The 22,152-nt window shown below is 63.1% G+C and carries 25 protein-coding genes, 1 other RNA gene and 1 pseudogene; 10 read left to right on the plus strand and 17 right to left on the minus strand.

Annotated elements, in window-relative coordinates; all coding sequences use genetic code 11:
* Positions 1–233: 233 nt before the first annotated feature.
* Together rplJ and rplL are read left to right on the plus strand one after the other, a co-directional pair.
* Positions 234–749, plus strand: a complete 516-nt coding sequence (gene rplJ / locus B6S01_RS05965; RefSeq protein WP_037465225.1) for a 50S ribosomal protein L10 — start codon at positions 234–236, stop codon at positions 747–749.
* A 77-nt stretch (positions 750–826) separates the two neighbouring features.
* On the plus strand, positions 827–1,201 hold the full coding sequence (rplL, locus tag B6S01_RS05970) for a 50S ribosomal protein L7/L12 (RefSeq protein ID WP_037464830.1): 375 nt from the start codon (positions 827–829) through the stop codon (positions 1,199–1,201).
* 99 nt (positions 1,202–1,300) lie between these two features.
* Here rplL and B6S01_RS05975 read toward each other — a convergent pair whose 3' ends face one another.
* The 6 genes from B6S01_RS05975 to B6S01_RS06000 all read right to left on the minus strand — a co-directional run bounded on the left by B6S01_RS05975 (position 1,301) and on the right by B6S01_RS06000 (position 7,340).
* Positions 1,301–2,017 carry a Crp/Fnr family transcriptional regulator gene (locus B6S01_RS05975; RefSeq protein WP_037464827.1) on the minus strand — a complete coding sequence of 239 codons (717 nt, stop codon included), beginning with the start codon at positions 2,015–2,017 and terminating at the stop codon, positions 1,301–1,303.
* On the minus strand, positions 1,989–2,306 hold the full coding sequence (locus B6S01_RS05980; protein ID WP_062792970.1) for a DUF6894 family protein: 318 nt from the start codon (positions 2,304–2,306) through the stop codon (positions 1,989–1,991). The genes B6S01_RS05975 and B6S01_RS05980 overlap by 29 nt, the downstream gene beginning before the upstream one ends.
* A gap of 52 nt (positions 2,307–2,358) precedes the next feature.
* Complete coding sequence (locus tag B6S01_RS05985; RefSeq protein ID WP_037464821.1) at positions 2,359–2,865, minus strand: energy transducer TonB family protein; 507 nt, start codon at positions 2,863–2,865, stop codon at positions 2,359–2,361.
* Positions 2,866–3,166: 301 nt separating this feature from the next.
* On the minus strand, positions 3,167–4,786 hold the full coding sequence (locus B6S01_RS05990; RefSeq protein WP_037464820.1) for an NAD(P)/FAD-dependent oxidoreductase: 1,620 nt from the start codon (positions 4,784–4,786) through the stop codon (positions 3,167–3,169).
* Positions 4,787–4,866: 80 nt separating this feature from the next.
* The gene (locus B6S01_RS05995; RefSeq protein WP_037464817.1) at positions 4,867–6,888 is read right to left on the minus strand and encodes a TonB-dependent receptor family protein; all 2,022 of its coding nucleotides are present in this window, start codon (positions 6,886–6,888) and stop codon (positions 4,867–4,869) included.
* A gap of 53 nt (positions 6,889–6,941) precedes the next feature.
* Positions 6,942–7,340 carry a DUF2946 family protein gene (locus tag B6S01_RS06000; protein ID WP_037464814.1) on the minus strand — a complete coding sequence of 133 codons (399 nt, stop codon included), beginning with the start codon at positions 7,338–7,340 and terminating at the stop codon, positions 6,942–6,944.
* A 154-nt stretch (positions 7,341–7,494) separates the two neighbouring features.
* On the opposite strand from B6S01_RS06000, the gene B6S01_RS06005 reads away from it, so the two are divergent.
* Positions 7,495–7,905: a MerR family transcriptional regulator gene (locus B6S01_RS06005; protein WP_037464809.1), complete on the plus strand. Its 411-nt coding sequence runs from the start codon at positions 7,495–7,497 to the stop codon at positions 7,903–7,905.
* A gap of 42 nt (positions 7,906–7,947) precedes the next feature.
* Positions 7,948–9,749, plus strand: a pseudogene (locus B6S01_RS06010) (acyl-CoA dehydrogenase C-terminal domain-containing protein).
* Positions 9,750–9,884: 135 nt separating this feature from the next.
* On the opposite strand, the gene rplS reads toward B6S01_RS06010, so the two are convergent.
* From rplS to ffh, 6 genes are all read right to left on the minus strand, one after another.
* A complete protein-coding gene (gene rplS / locus B6S01_RS06015; protein WP_037464802.1) occupies positions 9,885–10,253 on the minus strand; it encodes a 50S ribosomal protein L19 in 369 nt (122 codons plus the stop codon).
* A gap of 10 nt (positions 10,254–10,263) precedes the next feature.
* On the minus strand, positions 10,264–10,995 hold the full coding sequence (trmD, locus tag B6S01_RS06020) for a tRNA (guanosine(37)-N1)-methyltransferase TrmD (RefSeq protein ID WP_037464799.1): 732 nt from the start codon (positions 10,993–10,995) through the stop codon (positions 10,264–10,266).
* Positions 10,992–11,264 carry a hypothetical protein gene (locus B6S01_RS06025; RefSeq protein ID WP_037464796.1) on the minus strand — a complete coding sequence of 91 codons (273 nt, stop codon included), beginning with the start codon at positions 11,262–11,264 and terminating at the stop codon, positions 10,992–10,994. The genes trmD and B6S01_RS06025 overlap by 4 nt, the downstream gene beginning before the upstream one ends.
* A gap of 15 nt (positions 11,265–11,279) precedes the next feature.
* Complete coding sequence (gene rimM / locus B6S01_RS06030; RefSeq protein ID WP_037464793.1) at positions 11,280–11,774, minus strand: ribosome maturation factor RimM; 495 nt, start codon at positions 11,772–11,774, stop codon at positions 11,280–11,282.
* 5 nt (positions 11,775–11,779) lie between these two features.
* A complete protein-coding gene (gene rpsP, locus B6S01_RS06035; protein WP_037464791.1) occupies positions 11,780–12,247 on the minus strand; it encodes a 30S ribosomal protein S16 in 468 nt (155 codons plus the stop codon).
* Between the two features lie 103 nt (positions 12,248–12,350).
* Complete coding sequence (gene ffh, locus B6S01_RS06040; protein WP_037464789.1) at positions 12,351–13,802, minus strand: signal recognition particle protein; 1,452 nt, start codon at positions 13,800–13,802, stop codon at positions 12,351–12,353.
* Positions 13,803–14,061: 259 nt separating this feature from the next.
* On the opposite strand from ffh, the gene dapF reads away from it, so the two are divergent.
* The 4 genes from dapF to ispZ all read left to right on the plus strand — a co-directional run bounded on the left by dapF (position 14,062) and on the right by ispZ (position 17,912).
* Positions 14,062–14,862 carry a diaminopimelate epimerase gene (gene dapF / locus B6S01_RS06045; protein ID WP_037465223.1) on the plus strand — a complete coding sequence of 267 codons (801 nt, stop codon included), beginning with the start codon at positions 14,062–14,064 and terminating at the stop codon, positions 14,860–14,862.
* A gap of 2 nt (positions 14,863–14,864) precedes the next feature.
* Positions 14,865–16,262, plus strand: a complete 1,398-nt coding sequence (mtaB, locus tag B6S01_RS06050; protein WP_037464787.1) for a tRNA (N(6)-L-threonylcarbamoyladenosine(37)-C(2))-methylthiotransferase MtaB — start codon at positions 14,865–14,867, stop codon at positions 16,260–16,262.
* Positions 16,255–17,193: a signal recognition particle-docking protein FtsY gene (gene ftsY / locus B6S01_RS06055; protein ID WP_037464785.1), complete on the plus strand. Its 939-nt coding sequence runs from the start codon at positions 16,255–16,257 to the stop codon at positions 17,191–17,193. Before mtaB ends, ftsY begins: the two co-directional genes overlap by 8 nt.
* Positions 17,194–17,264: 71 nt before the next feature.
* Positions 17,265–17,912 (plus strand): septation protein IspZ, encoded by a 648-nt coding sequence (gene ispZ / locus B6S01_RS06060; protein ID WP_037464783.1) that lies wholly within the window; start codon positions 17,265–17,267, stop codon positions 17,910–17,912.
* A gap of 50 nt (positions 17,913–17,962) precedes the next feature.
* Here the strand turns inward: ispZ and B6S01_RS06065 are convergent, their stop codons facing one another.
* The gene (locus B6S01_RS06065; protein WP_037464781.1) at positions 17,963–18,526 is read right to left on the minus strand and encodes a urate hydroxylase PuuD; all 564 of its coding nucleotides are present in this window, start codon (positions 18,524–18,526) and stop codon (positions 17,963–17,965) included.
* Between the two features lie 209 nt (positions 18,527–18,735).
* On the opposite strand from B6S01_RS06065, the gene B6S01_RS06070 reads away from it, so the two are divergent.
* Together B6S01_RS06070 and B6S01_RS06075 are read left to right on the plus strand one after the other, a co-directional pair.
* A complete protein-coding gene (locus B6S01_RS06070) occupies positions 18,736–19,347 on the plus strand; it encodes a superoxide dismutase (protein ID WP_037464779.1) in 612 nt (203 codons plus the stop codon).
* A 124-nt stretch (positions 19,348–19,471) separates the two neighbouring features.
* Positions 19,472–19,906 (plus strand): hemerythrin domain-containing protein, encoded by a 435-nt coding sequence (locus B6S01_RS06075; protein ID WP_037464777.1) that lies wholly within the window; start codon positions 19,472–19,474, stop codon positions 19,904–19,906.
* Here B6S01_RS06075 and B6S01_RS06080 read toward each other — a convergent pair.
* The 4 genes from B6S01_RS06080 to B6S01_RS06095 form a co-directional block, all read right to left on the minus strand.
* Positions 19,890–20,219 (minus strand): hypothetical protein, encoded by a 330-nt coding sequence (locus B6S01_RS06080; RefSeq protein WP_037464775.1) that lies wholly within the window; start codon positions 20,217–20,219, stop codon positions 19,890–19,892. The genes B6S01_RS06075 and B6S01_RS06080 overlap by 17 nt on opposite strands.
* Positions 20,216–20,764, minus strand: coding sequence for a J domain-containing protein (locus tag B6S01_RS06085; protein ID WP_037464773.1), 549 nt, complete (start codon positions 20,762–20,764; stop codon positions 20,216–20,218). Before B6S01_RS06085 ends, B6S01_RS06080 begins: the two co-directional genes overlap by 4 nt.
* Before the next feature lie 149 nt (positions 20,765–20,913).
* Positions 20,914–21,299, minus strand: an RNA gene (gene rnpB, locus B6S01_RS06090) — RNase P RNA component class A.
* A 30-nt stretch (positions 21,300–21,329) separates the two neighbouring features.
* Positions 21,330–22,028: an N-acetylmuramoyl-L-alanine amidase gene (locus B6S01_RS06095; RefSeq protein ID WP_037464772.1), complete on the minus strand. Its 699-nt coding sequence runs from the start codon at positions 22,026–22,028 to the stop codon at positions 21,330–21,332.
* Between the last annotated feature and the right edge of the window lie 124 nt (positions 22,029–22,152).

The raw sequence follows: 22,152 nt of genomic DNA on the forward strand, positions 1-22,152 counted from the left end.
CTTCGGAGTCTTCCGTCCGAGACAGTCGGTGAAGGGAATTTGCCCTTCTTAATTTCCGGCCTAGACGGGGAAAAGTTCTTTACCGGCCGGGCCTTTTGCCCTGTCCGGGTCTGCCTGTTTTCCCATGAGGATGCGGGCCAGTCGATCTCTCCCCTTCGGACCAATGCCCCGCGTTCCGGCGCGGGTTTTTGCCGTTCATCGGGTCGTCCGATGGACATGAAGTGGAGAATGGCATGGATCGTAATCAGAAAGCTGAGGTCGTTTCCGCGCTGAACGCAGAACTGGCAGAAGTTGGCGTGGTCGTCGTGACCCGCAACCTCGGCATGACCGTCGCTCAGTCGACTGTCCTGCGCCAGAAGATGCGCGAAGCCGGTGCGTCCTACAAGGTTACGAAGAACCGCCTCGCCCGCATCGCCCTTGATGGCACTGACTATACCGGCCTCAGCGAACTGCTGACCGGCCCAGTCGGCCTTGCCACCTCGGCCGATCCGGTCGCAGCCGCCAAGGTTGTGGTCGAGTTCGCCAAGACCAACGACAAGCTTGAGATCGTTGGTGGCGCGATGGGTGAAGTGCTGCTGAACGCGGAGGGCGTCAAGGCGCTCGCCTCGATGCCGTCGCTGGATGAACTGCGTGCGAAGATCGTTGGGCTGCTCGTTGCACCCGCGACCAAGCTCGCGACCGTCACCCAGGCACCGGCTGCGCAGCTCGCGCGGGTCTTCAACGCCTATGCGGAGAAGGACGCGGCCTGATTGGCCGGTCTTTTTCGGAATAACGTTTTCAACTCTTGTTTTAGGGGCACATGCCCCACCCAGAAGGGAATATTAACATGGCAGACATCAACGCACTGGTCGATCAGCTCTCGGCCCTGACCGTCCTCGAAGCCGCTGAACTCTCGAAGGCTCTGGAAGAAAAGTGGGGCGTTTCCGCCGCCGCTGCCGTCGCCGTCGCTGGCCCGGCCGCTGCCGCTGCCGCTCCGGCCGCTGAAGAGCAGTCGGAATTCGACGTCGTTCTCACCGGCGACGGTGGCAAGAAGATCAACGTCATCAAGGAAGTCCGCGCCATCACCGGCCTGGGCCTGACCGAAGCCAAGGCGCTCGTCGAAGGCGCGCCCAAGGCTGTCAAGGAAGGCGTCAGCAAGGACGAAGCCGAGAAGCTCAAGAAGCAGCTTGAAGAAGCCGGCGCGACCGTCGAGCTCAAGTAATCGGCCCGGCTCCGCCTCGTGCGGAGCTGTCCGGTCCAGCACAGCTGGAATGGGGCGGTATCTTCGGATGCCGCCCTTTTTTTCGCTTACTCGTCCGCCTCAAAGTGGGTCAGGGTTCAGGTAAAGATAGCGGTCGTCAAACTCCGCCACGGCTTTCAATCCTTCCAGGTCGAGTATCTCCACCTCTCCCCGCCGATAGGCAAGCAGGCGCTGGTCGCGTAACATGCGCAATGTGCGATTGACGTGAACCGCCGTCATTCCCAGGCTATCGGCCAGTTGAGCCTGACTCATCCCCAGGTTGAAACGTCCATCAGCCTTGCCCACCACACCCAGCCGGATATGGATTTCGCATAAGAGCGCGGCCAATCGCTCCACCGCCGACCTTTGCCCCAGGGACAATTCCCACTCGCGATTCATGGACGCGTCCAGATTGGTGCTGAACCAATAGAGCCGACCCAATCGGGGCCATCGTTCAATCAACTGGCGAATTTCTTCGTGCGGAACGAGACTCAACTTGCACTCGGTCAGCGCCATCACTTCATGTTCCAGGCGCTTGAGCGTGAACCCATGAATGTCGACGAAATCGCCAGCGACATGGATCTGCGTGATCTGCCTTTTCCCGTCCGCCAGATCCTTTAGGCGACACATCATGCCATCGAGCAGCAGGGTGCTTGCTTCCAACCGTTCGCCCTCATGCACTACGGTGGTGTTGCGCGCGACATGCCGCGCAGGTGGGACGATTGCGCGGATCGCCTGCTCTTCCTCGTCGGAAACCGGATGCCGGAACCTAAGCTTGGCGAGATGCGCCTCTATCATCGCTGCCTCCTGGTTCGAGCCGGAGACACACAGCCTCGCTGAAGGTAACTCGTCCGAACTGTATACCGGTCTCGCTCCTGATGTCGATCCAACCCGTTAGATCCACGACGCCCATCATGACTTCCTCGCTCAGGATCGAGCGAATGCTGCGAATGGCGAAGGCGCGGGGATCGGCGTCGTCCTCCATTTCACGACCCTCCTCGTCCGCGGTAAAGCCGGTGCCGTTATGGAGGTCAAAATGAAGGCGGCGCATGACGGGAAGAACGCCGCCCTCTGGCAGAAGTTTCACGGCGGACAGGAAGGTGCGGGATGCGCCCTCTCCTTACGACGAAGGTCCACGGTCAGCGGAGCGCGAGAAGTATCGGGCGATCCTCTGGCGCTTGCGCGAATGTCTGCGCCCGGTGCTCGGCACGCAGGCTTGTCAACATGATCTCTCGCTCCGCGGCGTCGCCAGCGACAATGACCCATGCTTCGAATTTTGCGCCTGGCCTGACATCCTGCGGCAATGGGTAGAGCGAGCCCAAGGTCCGGATCGAACGCATCGATATGCGATTGACGTTCCTCGACTCGGACGAACCGGCCAAGGCGACATTCTCCGGCCTGCCGTCTTCTCCCAGCTTGAACTGCACGCGAGCGTAGCCGGTCGAAGCGCTGTCCCGGTAGAAGGACGTCGCCTGCCGGATGCTCCGCGACAGTTTTGAAGCTGCCCTGTCTGTCCATTTATCATGACTTATTACGTCTTTGTCAGGCGCGACGACTGTCAGTTGGCCGTTTCCTTGCCGCGCGCTTGCAGCCGCGGGCAATATCAAGCAGGCGCAAAGCGCCGCTATCACAGGCTTGGCGTACATAGAGGCCTCCTCTGTTTGCTTTTCGATTTTCATTTGAGAGCCGCTGCGGCGGCGTCGAGCCGGCCGAGAGCAGCGATGCCTATATATGGCAAAGAGGAGCGGGATGATAACAAATATAGCTTAGTGATGTCATCGACATAACATTATTTCATCAGCGCTTCATCTTGCAAACAAACCACACTTATCTTTCAAAGCCGGTTCTTCATGTGAAGATGCGTGCGTAAGGCATCGCAATGAAGGGTTTTTGCAGGATTGCCGTTGCGCCTATGCTGGGGCGACTCGGTTGAACTGTTCCTTATCCTCAGCGCGTGATCGCCAGCCCCACGGCTTCCGCGACCTTGATCCCATCGATCGCTGCCGACAAAATGCCCCCGGCATAGCCGGCCCCTTCCCCCGCCGGATAAAGCCCAGCGACGTTCAGGCTTTGAAAATCTTTCCCCCGCGTGATCCGGATCGGAGAGGATGTTCGGGTTTCCACTCCCGTCATGACGGCATCTGGATGGTCGTAATTGGCGATCTGACGCCCGAACATTGGCAGAGCCTCGCGGAAAGCCTCGATCACGAAGGGAGGCAAGCAGCGCGACAGGTCCGTCATTGTAACGCCGGGCTTGTAGGAGGGAACGACCTCCCCCAACTCGGTCGAAGCACGCCCCGCCAGGAAATCACCCACCTTCTGCGCTGGAGCCTGGTAGGAGGATCCCCCTGCGAGAAAGGCTTCGCTTTCCCATCGCCGCTGAAGATCTATGCCCGCCAGCGGTCCATCGGGATAATCCCGATGCGGTTCGATCCCCACGACCAGACCGGAATTGGCGTTGAACTCCGCCCGGCTATACTGGCTCATGCCGTTGGTAACGACCCGGCCCTCTTCCGATGTCGCGGCCACCACGCGACCGCCGGGACACATGCAGAAACTGTAGACAGTGCGGCCATTCTCGCAATGGTGCGCCAAACTGTAGGCGGCCGCCCCCAGCACCGGATGCCCTGCGCATTTGCCGAAGCGCGCCCGGTCGATCCAACCCTGAGGATGTTCGATCCGCACGCCGATCGAAAAGGGCTTGGCCTCGATATGCACGCCGCGCTTGTGCAGCATCTCGAACGTGGGCCGCGCACTGTGCCCGACGGCTAGCACCACATGATCCGTCTCGATGAAGCTGCCATCAGACAGATGGAGGCCGCGCAGGCGCTGCGCGCCGTCGCCCTGTCGTTCCAGCTCCAGTTCCTCGACCTTGTGCTGCCAGCGATATTCGCCCCCAAGCGCTTCGATCTGGCGACGCAGGCTTTCCACCATGGTGACCAGCCGAAAGGTGCCGATATGGGGATGCGCCTCAGTCAATATGTCGTCGGGAGCGCCTGCCGCAACAAATTCCTCCAGCACCTTGCGCCCCAGAAAACGGGGGTCCTTCACCCGGCAATAGAGCTTGCCGTCGGAAAAGGTGCCCGCGCCGCCCTCCCCGAACTGCACATTGCTGTCGGGATCGAGTTTCCCACGGCGCCACAGGCCCCATGTGTCTTTCGTCCGTTCCCTCACCACCTTTCCGCGGTCAAGGATGATGGGGCGAAAGCCCATCTGCGCGAGGATCAATCCCGCAAAAAGCCCGCACGGCCCCGCACCCACCACGACCGGGCGCTTGCCCGACCATTGCTGCGGCGCCTGCGCGACGAAGCGGTAGTCGGTGTCAGGGCGCGGCCGGACATCATGATCGCTGGCAAGCCTTTCCAGCACAGCCTGCTCATCGGTCAGTTCGACATCGACAGTATAGACAAGCTGGATGGCGTTCTTCCGGCGCGCGTCATTACCCCGGCGGGCGATGACGTGGTGGATCAGTTCCGCCGCCTCGATGCCCAGCCGTTCGCAGATGGCGGCGGGCATTGCCTCGGCCGGGTGGTCGAGAGGGAGTTTCAGACCGGTAAGACGCAACATGACGCCGCCTCTAGCCCTAATCCCCGCCCCGCTCCACCCCCTCAAGAGGATAGGCCGCCGCCTTTTCAGAGACGCCTGCCTCAGAAATCGGCGCGCAGCCCCGCATAGATGGCGCGCCGCTCAATGGGATAGAAAGCCGCCTGGCCGTTATAGCTCACCACTGCCCCGATGTCGCCGACCGCTCGCTTCTTCGTCAGATTGCGCGCATCAAGGAACATGGTCACACCCGGCTGCAGCTCTGCCTGAGCGCCGACGTTGATCGTCGCATAGCCGTTCGCCCGCTTGCTGTTCCGGTAATCGACCCATGCGCCCTGCGGCACCCATTCAACTGCGGGGGAAATGCTCATCCGCTCCGTCCCCAGCCGGATTTCCCCGCGATAGACATGGCGCGGGACCACCGGCAGTCGGTTGTCGCCGAACTGCGCATCGCCCCGAAAACGGAAGTCGTTATACTGATACACCTGCCGCAACACCGCCCAGGGCGCAAGCATCAGGTCCAGCCCGGCTTCGATGCCCTGATGGCGCGTGCGACCGGCATTGAAGGTCGCGGCCGGGATCACCCCTGCCTGCACATTATATTGCAGCAGTTCCCCCTTGATGTCCGCACGGTAAAAGCTGACGTCCCAGCGCGCGATGCCCCAGTTGCCGCGTGTGCCAATCTCTGCCGTCCATGCCCTCTGCGGTTCCAGCGGCGTGAAACCGGGCAGCGCCACGCCACCTGGGCCAGTCACGGGCTGTCCCAGTTCGATAAAGCCGGGCAGTTCTACCGACCTGCTGTAATTCGCATAGAATTGCATGGTCTGGGACGGTTCGAACAACAGGCCGAATTTCGGTGCGAAGCCATCGAACTTCGCGTCCCCGCTGCGCGCCGGGACAAGGCGATTGTCCAACTGTCGCTCGCCATGGGTGTAGATGCCGCCCGCTATCAGCCATAGCCCCCGGACCGGCGCAACCCGTGCTTCGCCATAGCTGTTGATTGTCAGGGCGCGGGCCTTCTGGAGCGAGGTGAGCGCTCCCGCCTTGCCGTTCACATTGACGAACTGTCGGAAATCGCCTCGGCCAAAGCGAGCTTGGCTGCCCAGCGTCAGCGCAACAGGGAGGTTGCCGACTTCACCTGTCAGGTCGAGGCTGGCGAAAAGACCGCGATCTTCCGACTTCTGGTCCACCACCTGATAGATCGGGTGGTCGAGAGACTTGCTGTTATAATAGGCGCCAAAGGACAGCTGGCCGGCTTCCAGTCGCACGGTGGTACGGTTCTGCAGCCGGATCGAATCGATGTCGCGCGCCTGATCGCCGATGAAATTGCCCTTCGCGGGGTTGTTCAGTGCATCGGCCTCGGTGAGAGCGCCGGACAACTCCTGCCGGATCGACTGAACGCTGGCGTAGAAGCGCGTCTCCACCCGATCGCTCAACTGCAATCCGACATTGCCGTTGAAGCGCAGCGCCTTGCGCCGTCCATGGTCGCGGTCTCCATCGGACCGGTCGGCGGTGATTGCCGCCCACGCATCCCCCCGATCATTGGCATAGCCATAGGCGGCCTTGGCGCGTTGCGTGTCGAAGGAGCCGCCGTCGATCCGCAACTCCGCCCCCGGTGCGGTCCGCCCGGTAGGCGTCACGGCGTTGATCGCGCCGCCCAATGTGGATCCACCCACGCGCAACGCATTGCCGCCGCGATAAACCTCCAGATGCTGGAAAACCTGCGGGTCCAGTTCCTGGAAATCACCATTGTCGTCGGCCATGTTGATCGGAATGCCATCCTGAAGCAGCGTCAGGCCGCGCATGTGGAAACCGCGCGACAAGCCGGAGCCTCGGATGGATATACGCACCTCCTGACCAAAGCGCGGCTGCGTATAGACCCCCGCCGAAAAGTTCAGCGCATCGCGAAGAGACACGGCCAGCTTGTCTTCGAACTCCTGCGCAGGGACCACATTCGCGCCCCCGGCGGTGCTGTGAACGCGCCCGGCAGCGGCGTCGATCACGGGGTTGGCGGTGACGATGATGCCGCTCTGCTCCGCCGCTTCATCGGCCAGGGCGGGAACGGACAGGAACGAGCAGGCAAGGGCGCACAGCGAAACGCCGCGCACGACGGAAATAGCAGACATGACAAACCTCAAGAAAACAGGGCGCGCGCGAACGCGCGGAAACAAGCTGGTTTTCAGGAGGCTACGGGTGGCCCGGATGAAGGTGGCGGGGGCGCAGCCAGACGCGCGATCCGCCCGGTCTTGAGGGCAAAGGCGATCGGCCCGAACGCAAGCTGCCAGGCTGACAGCGGCAGGTCGGCCAACGCCAGCGGCGGGACGACGGGCTGGACGGAAGCGGCAAAGGCGCAATGTTGCTGAACCTGCGCGCCATCATCCTGACGATGGGGCGTCTGATCGCGATCGACGATCATGTTGATGGCGCCTTGCCCGGTGCAGAGCGTCACCACCACGCCGCGTTCGGTGCGGACCGGCATGAAACCGGACGGCGCGATCAGCTGGATGGCGAGCACGAGCAGAGCCAGCGCGGCCAGCAGGCCACGTGCGCTTTCCGACTGTCTGATTGCCCCCAACATGATGCGGCTCGCTTAGCGACGAGGGGAGGCGCTGTCATCAGGACAAATTGTCCGGGATTTGTGAATTAATGAAGGAAATAGCGAAATGAAACGGTTTTGGCGGGGCGGCAGGATCATACTTGACGTTAACGTAAACGTCTCCTAGCTAGGGGCCATGGACCAGCGCAGCAGCATCGCGGGCATCGAATTGCCCGATCATGAGGAACGGCAGAGCTATAGCATCACCGACCTGTCGGAAGAGTTCGGCGTCACCGCGCGTGCGTTGCGCTTCTATGAGGATGAAGGGCTGATCGCGCCTGAACGCCATGGTCTGGCGCGCGTCTATTCGCGCCGCGATCGCGCTCGCCTGGCCTGGATATTGCGGGGCAAGAGGGTGGGCTTCAGCCTGGCCGACATCCGCGAGATGATCGACCTGTATGACGCGGACGAGGAACATGAAGAGCAGCGGCGCGTCACTGTCGCAAAATGCCGGGCGCGGATCGAGCTGCTCACCCGGCAGAAGGCGGATATCGACGCCGCGATCGCCGAACTGTCCGACTTCATAGGGGCGATCGACAAGTCCTGAACCCCGACGCCCCGCAAAAAGAACAAGCCCGGAGAGAAGATCATGCCCAGCTATACCCCCCGCTTCGCGAAACCCGTTTCGTGCTGGACCATGTCGTGGGTCTCGACCGCTATGCCAATCTGCCCGGTTTTGAAAATGCCACGCCTGATCTGGTGGAAGCGATCCTGGCCGAAGGCGGGAAGATGGCGCAGGAAGTGCTGTTCCCCCTGAACGCGGTGGGCGACAAGGAAGGATGCATCCGTCATCCCGATGGCAGCGTGACGACGCCTCCCGGATTCAAGCAGGCTTTCGATACTTATGTGGAGGGCGGCTGGACGACGCTGCATGCGCCCGTGGAATATGGCGGACAGGGCCTGCCGAACGTCGTCGCATCGGCCGTGGGCGAATATGTGCTGTCGGCCAATCACAGCTTTGAAATGTATCACGGCCTGACCAGCGGCGCGGTATCCGCCCTGCTGGCCAAGGGCAGCGACGAACTGAAGCAGAAATATATCCCCAACATGGTGTCGGGCAAATGGACCGGCACGATGAACCTGACCGAACCGCACGCGGGCACCGACCTTGGCCTTATCAAGACCAAGGCCGTGCCGCAGGATGACGGCAGCTATGCGATAACCGGCACAAAGATCTTCATTTCGTCGGGCGAGCAGGATTTGACCGAGAACATCATCCACCTCGTCCTCGCCAAGACCCCGGATGCGCCGGAAGGCAGCAAGGGCATCTCGCTGTTCGTGGTGCCCAAGGTGCTGGTGAACGAGGACGGATCGCTGGGCGATCGCAACCCCGTGTCCTGCGGGTCGCTTGAGCACAAGATGGGCATTCACGGCAACGCGACATGCGTCATGAATTATGACGGCGCGACCGGATGGATGGTGGGCGAGGAGAATAAGGGCCTGGCCGCCATGTTCATCATGATGAACGCCGCGCGCATGTGGGTCGGCATGCAGGGGCTGGGCCAGGCCGAACTGGCGTTCCAGAACGCGGTCCATTATGCGCGCGAGCGGCGGCAGGGCCGTGCGCTGACCGGAGCCAAGGACGTCGAGGAAAAGGCCGACACGCTGTTCGTCCATCCCGATGTTCGCCGGATGCTGATGGAAGCCAAGGCGCTGACCGAAGGGCTGCGCGCGCTGATGCTATGGGGTGCGTTGCAGGTCGATCTGGCCCAGCATGCCGCGACCGAGGAAGAAAGGCAGGCTGCCGAGGACATGGCGCAATTGCTGACCCCGGTCCTGAAAGGCTATGGCACCGACAAGGGTTTCGACGTCGCGGTCATGTGCCAGCAGGTATTTGGCGGCCATGGCTACATATGGGAAAATGGCGCCGAACAATATGTGCGCGACGCCCGCATCGCCCAGATTTACGAAGGCACGAACGGCATTCAGGCGATGGACCTGGTCGGCCGCAAGCTGGCGATGCATGGCGGCCGCGCGTTGCAGGCCTTCCTGAAGATCGTCGCCACCGAAGTTGCGGAAGCGAAGGGCAATGACAAGATCGCGCCCTTTGCCGAGGCGTTGGAGAAGGCGAGCGGGCAATTGCAGGCGGCGACCATGTGGCTGATGCAGAACGCGATGCAGAACCCCGACAATGCGGGTGCTGGCGCAGTTCATTACATGCACATATTGGGCATCGTCGCGACGGGCCTGATGTGGCTGCGCATGGCGAAGGCGGCTGCGAGCCTGCTTGAGGCAGGCGAAGGCGATGCCCGCTATCTGGAAGCGAAGCTGGTCACCGCGCGCTTCTTTGCCGAACGGATCATGCCCGACGCAGGCGCGCTGCGCCGCAAGATCGAGAGCGGCGCGGAAAGCCTGATGGCGATCGACGCGGATATGTTCATCGCAGCCTGATTATCGGGCGTCGCCCGACAGCGGGGCGGCAATCGTCCTGATCGGCTTTCGGCCCGGACAAAGGCCCACACGAAAACAGGCGGCGCTCCGGGGAGCGCCGCCTGTCTGTAATCCATCAGCGATGGCTGCGAGGAATCAATCCTCGGTGCGGACGTCGCGGCGCTCGGCGATGCGAGCGCGCTTGCCGGTGCGGCCACGCAGATAATAGAGCTTTGCACGACGCACGACGCCACGGCGGACGACCGTGATCGAATCGATGTTCGGCGAATAAAGCGGGAATACGCGTTCCACGCCTTCACCGAACGAAATCTTGCGCACGGTGAAATTGCTGCCCATGCCCTTGTTGGAGCGGGCGATGCAGACGCCTTCGTAATTCTGGACGCGGCTGCGTTCGCCTTCGACGACCTTCACGCCGACGCGAAGCGTGTCACCGGGGCGGAATTCGGGAATATCCTTGGCGAGGGCCGCGATGTTTTCGGCCTCGATCTGCTGGATCAAGTTCATTGCTCAAGTCCTACTTTTCGCGTTGCGCACCAGAGGGCGGCTGGTCCCGAACGCCGATATGGCGTTCCCAAAGGTCCGGCCGCCTTAGCCGTGTATCTTCCTCCGCCCTTTGTTTCCGCCAGGCGGCGATTTTCGCATGATCCCCCGATCGCAACACTTCAGGGATCGTGCGCCCTTCCCACAGAGCGGGCCGGGTGTAGTGCGGATATTCCAGAAGGCCGCTTTCGAAGCTTTCTTCATCCCCACTTGAAGCCGCGCCCATTACTCCGGGAAGCAAGCGAATGCAAGCATCCAGCAGCATCAGCGCCCCCATCTCTCCACCGGAAAGGATGATGTCGCCCATGCTGATCTGTTCAATGGACCGCGCATCGAAAATACGCTCGTCAAAGCCTTCGAACCGGCCGCAAAGGATGGTGGCCCCCGGCCCTGCCGCCAGCGCGCGGACACGGGCCTGCGTGATGGGCGCGCCGCGCGGGGTCATGGCGATGACGGGCAGGTCCGGGGCCTTTTCCAGCGCATGATCGATGGCGAGGCCCAGAATGTCCGGGCGCAGCACCATGCCCGCGCCGCCGCCCGCGGGCGTATCATCGACGGTGCGATGCCTGTCCGTTGCGAAATCGCGGATGTGGATGGGATCGCAGGCCCACTTTCCCTCGGCCAGCGCCCGTCCGGCGAGCGATGTGCCCAGGGGGCCGGGAAAGATGTCCGGGTAGAGCGTCAGAATTTGCGCGCGGAAGCTCATGTCCTGCGCGCCTTGAGCCACGCGCCCGCCATGCCAAGCAGCAGCGCGGCCACGCCGCTGATGGCCAGCGCAGCGCCGATCAGGCCCAGCAGATCGGCAAAGGGGCGATCAGGGTGCATCAGGGCAGGCAGCAGGAACAAGGCCGGGATGGGCAGGATCAGAGTGGCGGCCACGGCGATCTTCAACGCGCGCGACCATGCCATCAGGAACAGCCGCCAGCCCAAAGCGGCCATCAGCAGCAGATAGAGCGCGGCAAGGAGCGTGGACATGGACGCGACCGGCCGTCAGACCACGAAGGCGGCGTCGATGACGGCGTGCGTATCGTTGATCGTCACGGCATGCATGGGGGCCATGAAACGCTTGGCCTTATTCCCTTCAACGGCTGGCCGTTCGACTTCGATGATGTCGCCAGCGCCGAAATTCTCGACCGCGACAAGCATGCCCAGTGCTTCGCCATCGCTGGAGGAACAGGGCAGGCCGATAAGGTCGGCATGATAATATTCGCCCTCCTCCAGCGGAGGCAAAGCGGATCGCGGCACCGTCAATTCGGTCCCGCGCAGGGCTTCGGCGGCGCTGCGATCGCCGATCCCGTCGAAACGGGCGACGGCCCCGTTGGGACCGGCGCGCACCGATTTCAGCGTCAGCGTCTTGCCCGCCGCGTCGAAGCTCTTGTAGGATTTGAGCGTTTCCGCCCCTTCCCCAAAGAGCTTCAGGCGAACTTCGCCCGCCACTCCATGAGCGCCGATGATGACGGCCAGAGTGACGGGCTTGTCGGTCAAAGGATTCAGCCTTCGGCCTGTTCTTCGGCCGGAGCGGCAGCTTCCTCGGCGGCAGCGGCAGGCGCTTCTTCCGCAGCCGGAGCAGCGGCGGCTTCGGCAGCGGCGGCCTTGGCGGCTTCAGCGGCTTCGGCAGCTTCAGCGGCCTTGGCGGCGCGATCTTCCGCGCGGTCCTTGGCCTTCTGGCCCGGCTCTGCCTTGTTCGGGTTGTTGCGGGCGGCGCGTTCCTTCACGCCAGCAGCGTCCAGGAAGCGGGCGACGCGGTCGGTCGGCTGGGCGCCGGCGGCAACCCAGTGCTTCGCGCGCTCAACGTCCAGAACGACGCGCTTTTCATCGCCCTTGGGCAGAACGGGGTTGTAGCTGCCGATCCGCTCGATGAACTTGCCGTCGCGCGGGGCGCGGCTGTCGGCCACGACGATGCGGTAATAGGGACGCTTCTTGGAACCACCGCGCGAAAGACGAATGGACGTTGCCATGGAAATTTGACCTTTCTACTCTAATCTACTTAGCTTCAATTCGTCATCCCGGCCGAAGCCGGGATCCTGTGCCTGAGATCCCAGCCTTCGCTGGAATGACGGGCTATTTCTTCATGAAATTCTGGAAACCGGGGGGCAGGTTGGGCATGTTGCCGCCCAGCCCCGGCAAGCCCTGCGGAGGCGCGCCGCCACCGCCCAGCATGCCGTCCAGCCCGCCACCGGTGAACATCTTGGCCAGCCCTTTCAGGCCGCCCATCTTGCGGATCTTCTTCATCGCCGTTTCCATCTCCTGATGCATTTTCAGGAGCTTGTTGACTTCCTGCACGGTGCGGCCGGAACCCTTGGCGATGCGGATCTTGCGCTTGGCGTTGATGAGCGCGGGCTTTTCGCGCTCCTTAGGCGTCATCGACCCGATCATCGCGTCGAGATGCACCAGCGTCTTATCATTCGCGCCGCTGTTGGCCATCGCCGCCTGCGCCTTTTTAAGGCCCGGCAGCATGCCCGCCAGCGCGCCAAGGCCGCCCATGCGGCGCATCTGGTTGAGCTGGCTGCGCAGGTCGTTCATGTCGAACTGACCCTTCGCCATTTTCTTGGCGAGCTTGTCGGCTTCCTCCGCGTCGATCGTTTCGGCGGCCCGCTCGACCAGCGACACGACGTCGCCCATGCCAAGGATGCGCTGCGCCACGCGGGCGGGATGGAATTGCTCGAGCGCGTCGAGCTTTTCGCCGGTGCCCGCGAACTTGATCGGGCGGCCGGTGACGGCGCGCATCGACAGCGCCGCACCGCCGCGCGCATCGCCGTCCATGCGGGTCAGCACCACGCCGGTCAGCGGCACCTGGGCGGTGAAGCTGCTCGCGACATTCACTGCGTCCTGGCCGGTCAGCGAATCGACCACCAGCAGGATTTCCGCCGGATTGGAAACGTCGGCGACCGCCTTCATCTCGTCCATCAGCGCCTGATCGACGTGCAGGCGGCCCGCGGTGTCGAGCATGACGACATCGAAGCCCTGGAGCTTCGCCGCCTGCAACGCCCGCTTGGCGATATCGACCGGCTGCTGGCCCGGCACGATGGGCAGGGTCGCCACATCGGTCTGCGTGCCCAGCACCGCCAACTGCTCCTGCGCGGCAGGGCGCTGGACGTCGAGCGACGCCATCAGCACCTTCTTGCGCTCTTTTTCCTTGAGCCGCTTGGCGATCTTGGCGGTGGAGGTGGTCTTGCCCGACCCCTGCAAGCCGACCATCATGATGACGGCGGGCGGGGAGACGTCGATCAGCAGGTCGGAGGTTTCCGACCCCAGCGTTTCGGTGAGCGTGTCGCTGACGATCTTGACGACCATCTGGCCGGGCGTGACCGACCGCAGCACATCGCTGCCGACCGCGCGCTCCGTCGCCTGCTCGACGAACTGGCGCACGACGGGAAGGGCGACGTCCGCTTCGAGCAGCGCGATTCGCACCTCGCGCATCGCGGCGCGGACATCGTCCTCCGTAAGCGCACCGCGCCCACGCAGTTTGTCGAATACCCCACTCAGACGATCGCTTAGCGAATCGAACATCATCACCTCATTTGGGCCGAAAAGGCCCGGAAACTTTGCCTATCCCGCCAAACGACAAAATCGCCGACGGGCGAAAACTCGCCGGCCAGCGTCCATCCGGTGCCCCTGTCGGGCGCCATGGATTTGTCAGGATATCGCGTAGCCAAGCCACCCGATTGCGAGCCGGCCTTTACCGCAACCCCGCCACACATGCAATGGCGGCGTCATCGGCGCGCGCGCAAGACTGGCCTTTTGCCCGCACAGTCCCTACATGCGCGCCCTTATGGGCCGTTTTTCGAAAATGCACGGACTGGGCAACGACTTCGTCGTAATCGACGCGCGCGATGGCGCCGTCGACATGACGCAGGCGCGCGCGCAGGCCATTGCCGACCGTCACGCCGGGATCGGTTGCGACCAGCTGATCCTGATCGGCCGGTCCGACCGGGCCGATGTGTCGATGCGCATCTTCAACAGCGACGGCGGCGAAGTGGAGGCATGCGGCAACGCCACGCGCTGTGTTCCGCTGTTCGTCGGCCGCGATGTGCTGATCGAAACGAAGGCGGGACTGCTGGACGCGAAGGGCGTGGATGGCGGCGCAAGCGTCGATATGGGCGCGCCCCGGCTGGAGTGGGACGCCATCCCCCTCGCCTACGCCATGGACACGCTGGCCATGCCGGTCAGCTGGGAGGATCTGCCCGCGCCCGCCGCGGTCAATGTCGGCAATCCGCATGTCATCTTTTTCTGCGACGATCTGGGCGCGGTGGATATCGAGCGGCTGGGCCCGATGATCGAGACCGATCCGCTGTTCCCGGCGCGGGTCAATGTGAATTTCGCGCAAGTCGTCGGCGACAATCATATCCGCCTGATCGTGTGGGAACGCGGCGCTGGCCTGACGCGCGCCTGCGGCACCGGCGCTTGCGCGACCGCCGTGGCGGCGGTGCGCCGCAAGCTGGTGAGCGGTCCCACGCGCGTCACCCTGCCCGGCGGCGATCTGGTGATCGACTGGACGCCGGGGGGCCATATCCTGATGACCGGGCCCGCCACCCATGTCTTTGACGGCGAGGCTGACTGGGCGCGCTTTTGACCATGAGTGGCCCGCAGATCATCACCCTGGGCTGCCGCCTCAACATCGCGGAAAGCGAGGCCATCCGCGAGATGGCGAGCGATCAGGATGACCTGATCGTCGTCAACAGCTGCGCCGTCACGGCAGAGGCGGTGCGGCAAACGCGCCAGGCGATCAGGCGGGCGCGCCGTGAGCGGCCCGATGCGCGAATCATGGTGACGGGCTGCGCGGCGCAGACCGAGCCGCAGACCTTCGCGGCGATGGCGGAAGTCGATGCGGTGATCGGCAACAGGGAGAAGATGGAGGCCCATCATTATCCGTCGTCGCGGCGGGCGGCGGGAGAGTCCACGGCAGCGCGCGGTTTGGGGGATGAGACCCCAGCTTTCGCTGGGGTGACGGATGGCGCTACCGGGGTGACGGAGGACGTTGCCGGGGCGGTGCATGGCCCTGTCGGGGTGGCAAACGGCCTTGAGGTGACGGACAAGGTCCAGGTCTCCGACATCATGGCCGTCCGCGAAACCGCGCCGCATATGGCGAGCGCCTTTGCCGAACATGCCCGCGCATTCCTGGAGGTGCAGAATGGGTGCGACCATCGCTGCACCTTCTGCATCATCCCCTATGGCCGGGGAAACAGCCGGTCCGTCCCGGCGGGAGCCGTGATCGAAAAGGCCCGCGAACTGATGGATGCGGGCTATCGGGAAATCGTGCTGACGGGCGTGGACGTCACCAGCTATGGCCCCGACCTGCCCGGCTCGCCTTCGCTCGGCCTGCTGGTCGAGCGCATATTGAAGGCCGTGCCGGACCTGCCCCGCCTGCGCCTTTCGTCCCTCGACAGCGTGGAGATAGACGAGCGGCTGTTCGACCTGCTGGCGCATGAGCCGCGCATGATGCCGCATTTGCACCTGTCGCTACAGGCTGGCGACGACATGATCCTCAAGCGCATGAAGCGCCGCCATGGCAGGGCCGACGCGATCCGCATCGTCGAAAGGCTGAAAGCCGCGCGCCCGGACATCAGTATCGGTGCAGACATTATCGCCGGGTTCCCGACCGAGGATGAGGCGATGTTCGAAAACAGCCTGAAGCTGGTCGAGCAGTGCGACATCGTGCACGGCCATATCTTCCCCTATTCGCCCCGTCAGGGCACGCCCGCCGCGCGCATGCCGCAGGTCGAACGCTCGCGCGTCAAGGCCCGCGCCGCCCGCCTGCGCGCAGCGTGCGAGGTGCAGCGGCAGACGTGGCTGCGGGGCCTGATCGGATCGGTTCAGTCGGTGCTGGTCGAGCGCAATGGCATGACCGGCCATGCCGAAAATTTCGCGCCGGTTCGCTTTGCCGCGCCGCAATCCCCATCCTCCATCACCCGTGCGCGCATCACGGCGCTTGAGAATGGCGTCCTGATCGCGCAAGAGGCGGTTGATGACTGAACCCGGCAACAGCTGGCGCGACCGCCTGTTCGGCGGACTGAAGCGCACATCCGACAAGCTCGGCGAGAATTTGACCGGCCTTTTCACCAAGGCCGCGCTCGACGACCAGACATTGGACGAGATCGAGGAGGCGCTGATCGTCAGCGACCTTGGCCCGGCCATGGCCGCCCGCGTGCGCGACCGCCTGTCCGAAGGGCGCTATAATCGCGAGCTGACCGAGGAATATCTGCGCGAGATCATCGCGGAGGAGATCGAAAAGGTGCTGGCCCCGGTAGCCCGCCCGCTGGAGATCGAAGCGTTCCCGCGTCCGCAGGTCATACTGGTCATCGGCGTCAACGGTTCGGGCAAGACCACCACCATCGCCAAGCTCGCCAACCTGCTGCTCGAACAGGATTATGGCGTGATGCTGGCGGCGGGCGACACGTTCCGCGCGGCGGCGATCGGGCAGCTGAAGGTCTGGGCCGAGCGGCTGGGCATTCCCATCGTCGCGGGCAAGGAAGGCGGCGACGCAGCCGGCATTGTTTTCGACGCGGTCAAACAGGCCACCGAGACAGGCATCGACGTGCTGATCGTCGATACGGCAGGGCGGCTTCAGAACAAGACCGAATTGATGGACGAGCTGGCGAAGATCCGCCGCGTCCTTGGGCGGTTGAACCCGGCGGCCCCGCATGACGTTGTGCTGGTGCTGGATGCCACCACGGGACAGAATGCGTTGAGCCAGATCGAGGTTTTCAAGGAAGTCGCGCAGGTGACGGGGCTGGTCATGACCAAGCTGGACGGCACGGCGCGCGGCGGCGTCCTGGTCGCGGCGGCGGAAAAATACCGCCTGCCCATCCATGCCATCGGCGTGGGCGAGAAGATCGAGGATCTGCGGCCCTTCGACCCCGGCGACATGGCGCGGGCGATTGCGGGGACGGCCTATGCGCGCTGATTTGTCTCCGGTGGGTGCGGGTCCATATGGGCCCTCAGCCTCAATTGCGGTTTTGACGGGAGTTTCAATTCATGGCTGACGCCAAAGCACAGCATGGCGGCAACCTTAGCCTGGCGCTCGATTTCGGGCCGCTGCTGGTCTTTTTCCTGACCTACAAGGGCGTCGGCTGGGTCTGGGGCGGGGGCAACCCGATCACCGCCATGTCGATCGGCACCGCCGCCTTCATGGCCGCGATCATCATCGCCGTCATCATTTCCAAGGTGAAGCTGGGCCGCGTGTCGCCGATGCTGTGGCTTTCGGCGATGCTGATCCTGTTTTTCGGCGGCCTCACCATCTATTTCCACGATCAGCGGTTCATTCAGATCAAGCCGACGATCATCTACAGCTTCTTCGCGCTGATGCTGTTTGGCGGGCTGATGCGTGGCAAGGCTCTGCTCAAATATCTGTTGCAGGCCGCCTATGACGGGCTGAGCGATGAAGGCTGGCGCAAGCTGTCGCGCAACTGGGCCATATTCTTCGTCGGCATGGCCATCGCTAATGAGGCCATGCGCCGGTCGATGAGCTTCGACGCGTGGCTGGCGATCAAGGTGTGGGGCGTGACGATCGTGTCGGTCGTCTTTGCCGCGGCGAACATTCCCATGCTGATGCGGCACGGGCTTGCGCTTGGTAACAAGCTCGACAGCGAGGAAATCGGCGAAACGACCCCGCCGCAAGGCTAGAAGGCGGCAGGCGAAGCCAGGACGCGCCCGGCCCCGCCCGCATGCGAAGCTCAGCCGCCGTTGAAGTTGATCATGCAATACAGCATCGGCAGCGAGAGCAGCGTGTTGGTGCGCGAAAAGATCATCGCGGTGGTCGCGGCCTTTGCCTTTGCCGCGTCTTCGGCGGGCACGATCCCCAGCGCCTTCTTCTGATTCGGCCAGATGATGAACCATACGTTGAAGGCCATGATCAGGGCGAGCCACATGCCGATGCCGATCAGCACGAAGCCGGGCGTCAAGGTCAGCGATTCGACCAGATAGGCGCTACGCCAGGCGATGATGATGCCGGTCAGCACCGTCAACGCCGCACCCCAGCGGAAAAAGAAAAGCGCGGACGGCGCGATGAATTTGGAAACGCCCGGCTTCAGGTCCGCCGGCACTTTGGGCATCGTCGGGATCTGGACGAAGTTGAAATAATAAAGCAGCCCGATCCAGACGACACCGAAGAACAGATGGAGCCAGCGAAGGATCGCCTGTTCCGGGATGGTGTTGGCGGGAACCGCGAAAATCACCGCCAGTGACAGCACCAGCCCCGCGGCCAGCACAAGATGCAGATTACCGAAGAATTTTGCCATTGATCCTACCCCCATGTCCGGCCGCCGCTTGCGGGCTGCCTGACCGGTGATGCTAGGTCATCATTTCGCACCTGTCACATGGATATTTCCGTGCGTTTAAAAGAAAATATCGTGTTTTCTGCGGTGCAATAAGACTGCTAGGGGCAGGGAGCCATCCGGCCGCGTCCTCGTTATGCGGCCATCCATCCAAGAACCCGAGGAGTTCCGACATGGCCTTTGTTCTGCCTGACCTTCCCTATGCCAAGGACGCCTTTGGCGACATTCTTTCCGCCGAAACCTTCGATTATCATCATGGCAAGCACCACAATGCCTATGTGACGAAGGCCAACGAACTGGTCGCCGCCGATCCTGCATTGCAGGGCAAGTCGCTGGTCGAACTGATCAAGACCAGCAAGGGCGGGCTGTTCAACCAGGTCGGCCAGATCTGGAACCACACATTCTACTGGCTGTCGCTCTCCCCCGAAAAGAAGCAGCCGACCGGCACGCTGCTCAACCTCATCAACGAAGGCTTCGGCTCGGTCGATGGGCTGATCGAAAAGCTCAAGGCCGAGGCCGTGGGCCACTTCGCCAGCGGCTGGGCCGCGCTGATCCTGAAGGACGGCAAGCTGGAAGTGACCAGCTATCATGACGCCGACACCCCCGTCGCGCACGGCCACACGCCGCTGATGATCCTGGATGTGTGGGAACATGCCTATTATATCGATTATCGCAACCTGCGCCCCAGCTATGCCGATCGCGTGCTCAAGGAAGCGATCGACTGGGATTTCGTCGCGCAGAACCTGGATGGCGAAGGCGTGAGCCGCGCCGACCAGCCGGGCTGAACCCGTGCCGCCGCCCGCCGCCGCAAATGCGCGGCGGGCGGCATCGCAGGAAAAATTCTGCTGCCTTCCCAATGGTTTCTTAACCCGTTTGACGGATAAGACTTCCTAAAACGGGAAGGGTCGCATGAATATTGAGCTGTTGCAGAGCCAGCATGACGCCCTTCGCCTGTTGGCGGAGAGGGTGCTCCTTGCAATTGCCGATGAGGGCAGCCCCCGTCCGCTGGGCGCATTGCGCTGGCAGTTTGCGCGCGAACTGATGGCGCACCTCGCCCTGGAAGATCACATCTTCTACCCCTCCATGAAGCGGCGGGCCGATGATTCACTGCGCGAAACAGTCGCTCAGTTGCAGGTCGAGGTGGCGCCGCTGGCCCAGTCTTTTTCCCAATATATGGCGCAGTGGAACGACGACCGAATCGCGCGCGACTGGCGCAGTTTCTGTCAGGAGACCCGCGACATGATCGAAGCGATCATGCGCCGCATAGACAAGGAAAACCGGCTGCTTAAGGCCCTGACGATCGAAACGGGATCCAAAGCGCCCCAGATCAGACGGGCGGGCTGACGCCGCTGTCCGGCGGCGTGAGGCCCAGCATCGCGGACAGTTCGTCCAGATCAGCGTGCCGTTTTACCAGCAACCAATCCCGCGACTGCGCGCCGTTGACGACTGTAACCGCCCCTTTGGGACAAACGCCCAGGCAGTTGACCTCGATGATGCCCGCGGCAGCCTTGCGCCCCTTTTTCAGCGAAAGATGCTTGCGCAGCGCCTTGGCCAGTCGCTCGTCGCCATCGGGACCAAAGCCGCCGTCGAGCTTTTTGGAACATTTGCGGCAGACCAGCACGGCATTTTGCCAGTTGGAGCGGACATGGTCCTTCAATCGGCTGCCTCACGCGGCTTCCAGCTGCGCCGCTCCTCCGCCGAACGCAGCACTTCGTAAGCGGCCTGGATCGTGTGGAAGCGCACTGCGGCATCGGTATCGCCCGGCTTGACGTCGGGGTGATTTTCCTTCGCCAGACGGCGCCAGCTTTTCTTCACCGCCTCAAAATCGGCGTCGTCCTCAAGCTCCAGCGCCTTGAGCGCGTGCAGTTCGTCGCGCGAGCGGCTGCCGTCGCCCGGCCCGCCCCATCCATGATAGGCGCTGCTTTGAAACCCGTTCGCATCACGGCGTTCATCCCGCTCGCGCTGTTCCCGCTCTTCCTTGTCCAGGCCCTGAAAATAGTCCCAGTTGCGGTTATATTCAGCCGCATGATCGGTGCAGAAATACCAGCGCTCGGGGCTGTTGGGCGATTTGGGCGCAGGGCAGCCGCCGGGTTGGTCGCAACCGTGCCGATCGCACAGGCGCACCTGCTGCGCCTCACGCGATGCGCCATAGCTGCGCCAGCGGGGAAATCCCCAGTCATTTGATCGGCTGCTTCTTGCCATAATTCCAAACTAAGTAGGCCGTTGGCGGAAAGCCACCCCCGGCGAATGGTAAATTTCGGTCGCGTGCAGGCATTTCGCATCATGGCCCCAGATCCCGGCATTAGCTTTGCAACCGAGCGGGTCGCCGGGATGGCGATGCGACTCCCTATAATGCCAGAGGGCCTGTAAGCCGGGTTCTGTCCTCCCCTTAACAGGGAGTGGCGACCATTCCTCTAGGGGACGGATTGCTCCGCCCCTCAAGCAACCAACCCGGACGGTCTCAGCCGAAATCAGCCTAGCAGTCGAGCTGCGCGCCGCCCCTATTCGGTCTTGCTCCCGGTGGGGTTTACCGTGCCGCCTTCCGTTGCCGGAGACGCGGTGCGCTCTTACCGCACCCTTTCAATTTCGCTGGGCCGAAGCCTTAGCGACCTGCTTTCTGTTGCACTGTCCCTTGGATCACTCCAGCCGGCCGTTAGCCGGCACCGTCATTTCGTGGAGCCCGGACTTTCCTCGCCGTGGAAGTTACCCGCCACGCCGCGGCCGCCCGACCCTCTGGCAGCCACGCGCTATACACAGGGTTGCCGCCTTAGTCATCCCCCCTCGGCTTGGGCAGCAGCAGGCCGAGCAGGATAGCGCGGCATTCCCCGTCGATGATCCCGTCGATCAGTTCGGGGCGAAACCTTCGCTGGAACGCGACGACCGCCGCCTCCGGCTCCGTAATGTCATAGCCGAAACGCTCCAGCGCCAGCATGAAGCCCCCGTCGCTCCAATGCGGGTCCATGAGATTCCTGGTCGGGCGCGGCAGGGCAAGCCGTAACCTGGCCAGCTGCCCCCAGGGGAAAAGCTCGCCCGGATCCTGCTTGCGCGCTGGCGCCACGTCGCTGTGGCCCACGATATTGCCGCGCGTGATGCCGTGGCGCTGAACGATGGCGTGCATCAGCGGGATCAGCGATCCGATCTGCGCGTCCGGGAAGGGCCGATAGCCCCATTCATGGCCTGGGTTGACGATCTCTATCCCGATGCTCGCCGAATTGACGTCGTCGATGCCGCGCCAGTGCGACCGGCCCGCATGCCAGGCCCGTTTGCCTTCATCGACCATGCGGACGATCTCGCCCGTCTCGGTCACGACATAATGGGCAGACACTTTGGATTGGCCGCTGGCCAGCCAGTTTATCGCGCTCGGCGCGTCCGGCATGCCGGTATAGTGCAGCACCAGCATGGATATGGGCAGCTTGCGATCGTCGAAATTGGGCGACGGCGTGTCGATCATCGGCATATCGGTCATCGGAAAGGCAATCACCACCACATGTATTCGTCACGCCACGGCAGGGCGCGCAGCCGCAGGGCGGACAATGGCCGAGAGCGCCCGGCCGATCAAGCGCGCGCGTTTCATGTGGGCAATGCGATGA

The sequence above is a fragment of the Sphingobium herbicidovorans genome, from assembly GCF_002080435.1.
Classification (GTDB): Bacteria; Pseudomonadota; Alphaproteobacteria; order Sphingomonadales; family Sphingomonadaceae; genus Sphingobium; species Sphingobium herbicidovorans.